The 5,476-nt window shown below is 43.4% G+C and carries 7 protein-coding genes; 5 read left to right on the top strand and 2 right to left on the bottom strand.

Annotated features, from left to right (window positions below):
- Positions 1–169 precede the first annotated feature (169 nt).
- Positions 170–472 carry a LapA family protein gene (locus tag M4I42_RS16220; protein ID WP_268853096.1) on the top strand — a complete coding sequence of 101 codons (303 nt, stop codon included), beginning with the start codon at positions 170–172 and terminating at the stop codon, positions 470–472.
- Between the two features lie 50 nt (positions 473–522).
- Here the strand turns inward: M4I42_RS16220 and M4I42_RS16215 are convergent, their stop codons facing one another.
- Positions 523–1,515, bottom strand: a complete 993-nt coding sequence (locus M4I42_RS16215) for an NAD(P)/FAD-dependent oxidoreductase (protein WP_268853095.1) — start codon at positions 1,513–1,515, stop codon at positions 523–525.
- A gap of 262 nt (positions 1,516–1,777) precedes the next feature.
- Here M4I42_RS16215 and M4I42_RS16210 point away from each other — a divergent pair, with 262 nt between their 5' ends.
- From M4I42_RS16210 to M4I42_RS16195, 4 genes are all read left to right on the top strand, one after another.
- Positions 1,778–3,001: an NAD(P)/FAD-dependent oxidoreductase gene (locus M4I42_RS16210; protein WP_268853094.1), complete on the top strand. Its 1,224-nt coding sequence runs from the start codon at positions 1,778–1,780 to the stop codon at positions 2,999–3,001.
- Between the two features lie 196 nt (positions 3,002–3,197).
- Positions 3,198–3,320 carry a YuiA family protein gene (locus tag M4I42_RS16205; RefSeq protein WP_268853093.1) on the top strand — a complete coding sequence of 41 codons (123 nt, stop codon included), beginning with the start codon at positions 3,198–3,200 and terminating at the stop codon, positions 3,318–3,320.
- A gap of 70 nt (positions 3,321–3,390) precedes the next feature.
- Complete coding sequence (locus M4I42_RS16200) at positions 3,391–3,714, top strand: YuiB family protein (protein ID WP_268853097.1); 324 nt, start codon at positions 3,391–3,393, stop codon at positions 3,712–3,714.
- Positions 3,715–3,973: 259 nt separating this feature from the next.
- On the top strand, positions 3,974–4,672 hold the full coding sequence (locus tag M4I42_RS16195) for a 3D domain-containing protein (RefSeq protein WP_268853092.1): 699 nt from the start codon (positions 3,974–3,976) through the stop codon (positions 4,670–4,672).
- A gap of 51 nt (positions 4,673–4,723) precedes the next feature.
- Here the strand turns inward: M4I42_RS16195 and M4I42_RS16190 are convergent, their stop codons facing one another.
- Positions 4,724–5,371, bottom strand: coding sequence for an ABC transporter substrate-binding protein (locus M4I42_RS16190; protein ID WP_268853091.1), 648 nt, complete (start codon positions 5,369–5,371; stop codon positions 4,724–4,726).
- Positions 5,372–5,476: the final 105 nt, after the last annotated feature.

Here is a 5,476-nt window from a genome sequence, read left to right as displayed (position 1 = left end):
CCTAAGACATGTAAAATGGGTTTACACGTTTAGTGTTTGCTTTGTTGGCGAAAGTAATGGTGGGAATCGTTGTGGCAAATGGGAAGAAAAGTGGAATAGTGACGTACAAATTAATTGAGTAGCTATAAATAGCAGTGTAAACTATATTTAACAGGGGAGGAGAGTTAATATGAAAATGCAGTGGAACTTATTATTCGCGATGTTATTTGCGTTAATTGTGTCTATTTTTGCTGTAGCTAATGTGAATGCTGTTTCTGTCAATTATTTGTTTGGAAAAACGGAATGGCCACTAATTTTAATCATTTTAGGCTCGACAGCGATGGGAGGAATTATTGTGGCCTCGTTCGGCTTTTTTCGTATATTTCAATTACAGCGTCAAGTGAAATCATTATCAAAAGAAAAGAAAGAACTACAGGAAAAAGTGGATGCATTAGGAAAAATGAACAATGTGGAAGTGGATAGTGAAAAATAATGAAGAAGGGATGTCTTGTCGCTAGCCATCCCTTCTTCACCTTACATAAGTTAGAACATTGATGACGAATGAAGCGGTTGCACTTTTGCGCTTGGGTCAATATATGCTTTGGCGTTGTTGACTGCCGTTGGCGCTTCCCCGAAGCCGCAAGCAATTAACTTCACTTTTCCTTCGTACGTGCAAATATCCCCGGCTGCATACACACCAGGAATGTTTGTTTCCATTTTCGAGTTGACTTTAATCGAGTTTTTCTCGATTTCGAGCCCCCATTCTTTAATCGGGCCAAGCGAGGAGACAAATCCGTAGTTAACGATGACCGCATCGACATCAACCGTTTCGCGCGCGCCGTCTTTTGCACTTTCGAGCACGACTTGGCGAATGCCGTTTTCGTCACCAATCAATTCAACCGGTATAAATGGAGTTTTAATATCGACTTTCGACTTCATTAAGTTTTCTACGCTATGCTCATGGGCGCGGAATTTATCGCGACGATGCACAATCGTCACTTTTTCTGCAATCGGCTCGAGCATTAGCGCCCAATCTACGGCCGAATCGCCACCACCGCAAACTAGCACTTTTTGACCAGCAAATTTATTTAGATCGTCCACGAAGTAATGGAGATTTTTTCCTTCATACTGCGCTGCGCTGTCTAGCTCGAGACGGCGAGGTTGGAACGCTCCATTTCCAGCAGTGATGATCACGGTTTTCGAATAGTGCACTTCTTTATTCGTTGTCAGCTTAAAAATACCGTTATCCTGCTTTTCAAGTTTTTCTACCGATTGCTCGAGACAAACAGTCGGGTTAAATTTCGCCATTTGTTCCTTTAAATTATTAATCAACTCTTGGGCGCGGATTTTCGGGAATCCGGCTACATCATATATGTATTTTTCTGGATAAAGAGCAGACAGCTGACCGCCGAGCTGCGGAAGGCTTTCAATAATTTTTACGCTTGCTTGGCGCATCCCCCCATAAAATGCGGTAAACAATCCAACTGGTCCACCGCCGATAATGGTAATGTCGTACACTTTTTGGTCTTCTTTCATAATCCCTTCCCCCTCAATATCAAAAAATACAGACACTTACATCATAACATACATAATTCCTTTAGAAAAAAGAAAAAAATCACTTGAAAACAACAAAAAAAAAGCATAATATGTTTTTGGAGGGATTGTTAAGATTTTTTGACAATTGTTCGACATTTTTTTGTCCATTATCGTGAATTTATTCACAAACTTTTTTTCGATAAAATGCAACAAGGCGGCAAACGCTAGTTGTAGATCATCACAAAAAAATAAAAGGGTGGAAGTGATTCATTTGAAAAAGCCAAATGTTGTAATTTTAGGTGCAGGTTATGGGGGGTTAATGACAACGGTTCGTTTGCAAAAATTGATTGGTGTAAACGAAGCGAATATTACGTTAGTGAACAAAAACGATTACCACTACGAAACAACGTGGCTTCATGAGGCGTCGGCGGGAACGCTCCATCATGACCGCGTACGTTATCCGATCACCGATGTAATCGATCGTAACAAAGTGCAGTTTGTACAAGACACGGTAGTGAAAATCGTGCCACAAGAACAACGTGTCATTTTGGAAAATGGGGAGCTTTCGTACGATTATTTAGTGGTCGCGCTCGGTTTTGAGTCCGAAACATTCGGCATTAAAGGACTAAAAGAGTACGCCTTCTCGATTGCGAATATCAACGCGGCTCGCCAAATTCGTGAGCATATTGAATATCAATTTGCGACGTACAATACAGAAGTAGAAAAACGTGATGAGCGCTTAACGATCGTCGTTGGCGGCGCTGGATTTACGGGGATTGAATTTCTTGGCGAGTTAGCGAACCGCGTGCCAGAGCTTTGCCGTGAATACGATATCGATCCGAAAAAGGTGCGCATCATCTGTGTCGAAGCCGCACCAACTGCGCTTCCTGGCTTTGATCCAGAGCTAGTGGAATATGCGGTTGGGCTGCTTGAGCGTAAAGGGGTCGAGTTTCGCATCGGAACGGCGATTAAAGAATGTACGCCAGAAGGAATTATTGTCGCAAAAGGCGATGAAACAGAAGAAATTAAAGCAGGTACAGTTGTATGGGCAGCAGGTGTGCGCGGAAGCTACGTCATCGATGAGTCCGGTTTTGAAGCAATGCGTGGCCGCGTGAAAGTGGATCCGTTCTTGCGCGCTCCTGGTTACGATAACGTGTTTATTATCGGTGACTGCTCGCTTATGATTAACGAAGAAACGAACCGTCCGTATCCGCCGACGGCGCAAATCGCGATGCAGCAAGGCGAATTGTGCGCGAAAAACCTTGCTGTGTTAATTCGCCAGCAAGGAGAGTTACAGCCATTTAAACCGGATATTAAAGGAACGGTATGTTCGCTCGGTCACGATGATGCGATCGGCGTCGTCTTCGGGAAGAAAATGTGGGGCTCTAAAGCAAGCTTCATGAAAAAAATGGTTGACAATCGTGCGCTTTACTTAATCGGTGGTCCATCGCTTGTGATGAAAAAAGGAAAATTCAATATTTTCTAAGCGGGAAGGGGCAACAGACGGTTGTCCCTTTTTACTATAATTAAAAATTCGAAAAATTAAGAAAACTGAAGAAAAAAAGAGTATTTGTTCGATGTATCCGTTTACATGAGCGTAAATCGGCGGAAATCCCTCTTTTCTTTCATGCGCTTTATTTGATATATTATCAGAAAATTAAGAAAAGAGAGAGGGATGAGAAATGAAACATGCAGAACAAACGGTATGTCCATATTGTTCGGGGAACGGCTATGTGCAGCTTTTATTAGGCGGTTCGGAAACGTGCTATTGCTGTTCAGGAAAAGGAACAGAAACAAAAAAATAACGAATGACTTTCGTTGACTGCCTGTCCTCCATTCAGTACACTTAAGAAGGATGTACTGGAGGTGATGGGGATGGAAATGAGCGTTCCTGTTTTGCTCATATCGATGTTGCTATTTTTTGTTTTATTTTTTGGCATCGGTTTTTTATTAAATATGATTTTGCGGATGACATGGCTTCCGGCTATTTTAAGCCCGATTGTTTTTATTTTCATTATCGATGATGTTAGGTTTTTTGCTTATTTTACTGCACCGAGCGCTTCATTTGCAGCGTTGAAGCATAAAATAATGTCGCTAGCGCCCGCTGATGTCATGATTCTCAGCAGTGGACTAGTCGGCGCGATTTTGTCCGGTGTTGCCATTCGGGTGTTAAGAGCTAAAGGATATCAAATGTTTTAAGGCTTTCGCTATTTAGGCGGGAGTCTTTTTATAATGATAAGAAAGCATAAAATTTCGGGTCTGGGGAGCTGTCTAGCTCCAAGCGCCATCGGCTCGAGTCGCTCCGCCCCACGCTGTGGCGGCAACAGCCTCCTCGGTGGGGCTTGTGCGATCTTCGCCGATAGGCGGGCGCTTTGCGCTTTTCTTATTTCTCATCCTTTCGCGGTGAATATTTGTTTCTTTTTTTGGAAATAAATAGAGCCGTGGGAGGAGTGAGAAAATGAATTTTGTAAGAAGGATATGTATGACCATCTTATTTGTTTGCGCGCTGTTTACTACGTTTCAATCGATTTCTGGGGTAGAGGCGCGTACCATTGTGGATTGGATGGATGACTCACCGTTTTCTCTTTTTCATCGCAGCTATTATTTTGCTAATTATTTTGGTATAGACTACGCAGCAGCTGATGACCAATGGATTTATTATGAGGAACGGGCACAGCCGCAAATTTCATCAGAACTAACGGAAAATGATTCGGTAAGTTTAGAAGAAGCGTTTGACTGGTCCCAATATCCGTCGACGACGGTTGTTGCCACCGGCTATACAGCAGGAGTGGAATCGACAGGGAAGTCTCCGAATCATCCGGCATACGGCATTACGTATTCTGGGGTGCGCGTGAAGCGTGATTTATATTCGACGATTGCCGCTGATTTAAATGTGTTTCCGATCGGCACGATTTTGTTTATTCCTGGATACGGATATGGCGTTGTCGCGGACAAAGGAGGAGCGATTAAAGGGCACCGCATCGATTTATACTATGATACAGTGGAAGACGTCTATAAATATTGGGGCAAAAAGACAGTCGAAGTATATGTCGTGAAAAAAGGAAATGGTCAGCTATCAGAAGACGAACTGAAAAAGCTGAACGAAGATGAAACGATGCAAGTATTCCGGCAACAATATTTAAAATCGAAAAGCTAGAAAAAGAGAAGGGCGGACAATTCTCGCCCTTTTTTTGTTTTGTGGCCATTGTCAAGCCTCTGTCGCTTCTGCTTCTGAAAGCAGCGGATCGATTCCGTCGTAAGCAGGAAAGAGATCGGGATGAAGCAAGGAAGCAAGTTTCTTCAAGCCAAGTAATAGCCGTGGAGAAGGGCGGCAAAACAGCGCCTCTTCGAGTACGTAAATGCGGTTCGATTGGACGGCTTGGAGCTCGTTCCACCCCGGCCGTTTTTTCACGATCGCCGGGTCGATTTTTTCGCTTCGCACCCCAACCCAAGCGAGCGCAATATGGTCTGGGTTTCTCTGTTTCACATCTTCCCAGTCGGTTTGGACGTTTGCTTGTTCGATATCGATAAACAAGTTGCGTCCACCGGCTAATTCGCTAATTTCGCTGAGCCAGTTCGTTTTCCCAGGCGTAAAGACCGGCTTCGGCCACCACTCCCAATAAATCGTTGGCGGTTGTTCTATTTTTTTGGCCAGTTGCGTATATTGAGCGATGACTTCACGATATCGATCGACTACTGCTTTGGTGCGTTCTTTTTGACCGAGCGCTTCGCCTAACCGAAGCAAATCGGCAGCAATATCTTCTAAGGAATGCGGCTGAAAAATAAGGTGCGGAATGTTTCGTTGCTCAAGCTCTACTAGGTTATCAATTTTATTAAAATCATAAAATAACGACAAAGATTTTAATAAAATTGTTTATCAGTCCATGTCGTTTAAGCGACATGTACTCTGATTGGGTGTAACCCCACACCCTCTATCCCATTGGCAAACGCCTTTGGGAAT

This window comes from Anoxybacillus sp. J5B_2022 (assembly GCF_026847645.1).
Lineage (GTDB): Bacteria > Bacillota > Bacilli > Bacillales > Anoxybacillaceae > Anoxybacteroides.
Note: the sequence above shows the minus strand (reverse complement) of the source record. Positions and strands in the feature narration are given on the sequence as shown.

What these genes read in the sequence shown, in the direction of transcription:
- M4I42_RS16220 (WP_268853096.1), top strand. Translation starts at nt 170, where the DNA reads ATGAAAATGCAGTGGAACTTATTATTCGCGATGTTATTTGCGTTAATT.
- M4I42_RS16200 (WP_268853097.1), top strand. Translation starts at nt 3,391, where the DNA reads ATGGAAATGAGCGTTCCTGTTTTGCTCATATCGATGTTGCTATTTTTT.
- M4I42_RS16195 (WP_268853092.1), top strand. Translation starts at nt 3,974, where the DNA reads ATGAATTTTGTAAGAAGGATATGTATGACCATCTTATTTGTTTGCGCG.
- M4I42_RS16205 (WP_268853093.1), top strand. Translation starts at nt 3,198, where the DNA reads ATGAAACATGCAGAACAAACGGTATGTCCATATTGTTCGGGGAACGGC.
- M4I42_RS16215 (WP_268853095.1), bottom strand. Translation starts at nt 1,515, where the DNA reads ATGAAAGAAGACCAAAAAGTGTACGACATTACCATTATCGGCGGTGGA.